Source organism: Flavonifractor sp. DFI.6.63, from assembly GCF_024462255.1.
GTDB classification, from domain to species: Bacteria; Bacillota; Clostridia; order Oscillospirales; family Oscillospiraceae; genus Lawsonibacter_A; species Lawsonibacter_A hominis.
Map to the genome: position 1 here is coordinate 1 of NZ_JANGBE010000069.1, position 1504 is coordinate 1504.

1 protein-coding gene is annotated in these 1504 nt (G+C 56.8%); it reads left to right on the top strand.

Annotation, left to right across the window (positions count from 1 at the left end; genetic code table 11):
* The first annotated feature begins 73 nt into the window (after positions 1-73).
* A complete protein-coding gene (locus tag NE547_RS17850) occupies positions 74-1432 on the top strand; it encodes an IS1182 family transposase (protein WP_256176613.1) in 1359 nt (452 codons plus the stop codon).
* Positions 1433-1504 lie beyond the last annotated feature (72 nt).

Genomic DNA, 1504 nt, shown 5'->3' on the forward strand with positions numbered 1-1504 from the left:
TGGGGCTGTTGACAAAGCCCGCGTATCACTGGAAATATGATATAATGAAAAAAGAGCGGAGAGGGGGATGGGAATGCAACTGAAGCTGCACATGGTGACGATAGAAGATTTGGTCCCTGAGGGACACTTTCTGCGAAAACTGGAAGCCACGCTGGACTTGTCCTTCGTGCGTGAAGAAACAGCCTGTTTGTACAGCCCCAGGTATGGCCGCCCGCCCATCGCCCCAGTGATGCTGGTGAAGTATCTGCTGGTAGGATACCTGTACGGAATTCCATCGGAACGGCAGATTGAGCAGCGTATCCAGACAGATGTGGCTCTGCGGTGGTATCTGGGTCTGGATCTGTTTGACCGGGTACCGGACCACAGCACCATCTCTCAACTGCGCCGTCGCAAGCCTTCTTTCCGCAAGGTTTTTCGCCGGCTGTTTGAGGAAGTGGTGCGTCAGTGCATCGAGAAAGGTCTGGTCAGCGGGCGGCTGGCAGCCACCGACTCTACCCATGTAAAGGCCAATGCTTCCCGGGCGTCGGAGCATCTGGTGGAAATGCTGGAGGAACCGGGCGCATACTGGGAACGGCTGGATAGGTACGAGGAAGAAGGACTGGAGGCACTGGAGAAAAGGACTGGACGCCGCCGGAAGAAGCGGACAAAGCAGATCAAGCGGGACAGCCGCCGCAGCCAAAAGCGAGTGAGCCAGACGGATCCGGAGGCAGGCCACATGAAACGGCCGGGGAAACCGGAGGGCCAGTACTACCTGAGCCACCAGACCCTGGACACGGACCACGGTGTGATCCTGGGCGTGACAGTAACACCGGGTGATGTGCATGATTCCGTGCCATACCTGGACCACCTGGAGCAGATCCATCGAAATGTCTTCCCCATTCAGGCAGCCACAGCGGACGCCGCTTATGATTTTCCTCTGGCCCATCGTGTGCTGGAGGAGCAGGGAATCTCTTTTTATGTCAGGCCGCAGCCTATTGCTGACAGAACCAAGGTGGAATTCAAACGGGATGCCTTTTCTTATGATGCGGAGAACGATGTTTATCAATGTCCCAATGGGAAAGAACTTCGCGTGAAGGGGCTGTACCGCAGCGCCAGCGGTGTGTACTGGGAGTATTGGGCGGACCGCGGAGACTGCCGGAGCTGTCCTTTCCGGGAGAAATGTTTGAGCGAAAATGATCAGCGTGGTGCGCGAAGGCTGCTGGACACCTGCTTCCGTCCCACGGTCCGGCGGCATCTTGCCCGGCAAAACGAGCCGGACTATCTGGATGCGCTGCGCAAGCGGCAGATCTGGTGCGAGGGCACGTTTGCCGCTCAGAAGTGGGGGCATAACTTAACACGCGTCTTGCGGCGGGGTTTAGAGGCAGCGGAGGACCACTGCCTCCTTTCAGCGACCGCTTTGAACTTAAAAAGGATGATAAAGTACATGGGATGACGCCGGTGGGCGTCTTTTTTACTGCCTTTCTTCCGCTCGGAGTAAATGAACAGGCACTTTGTCAACAGCCCC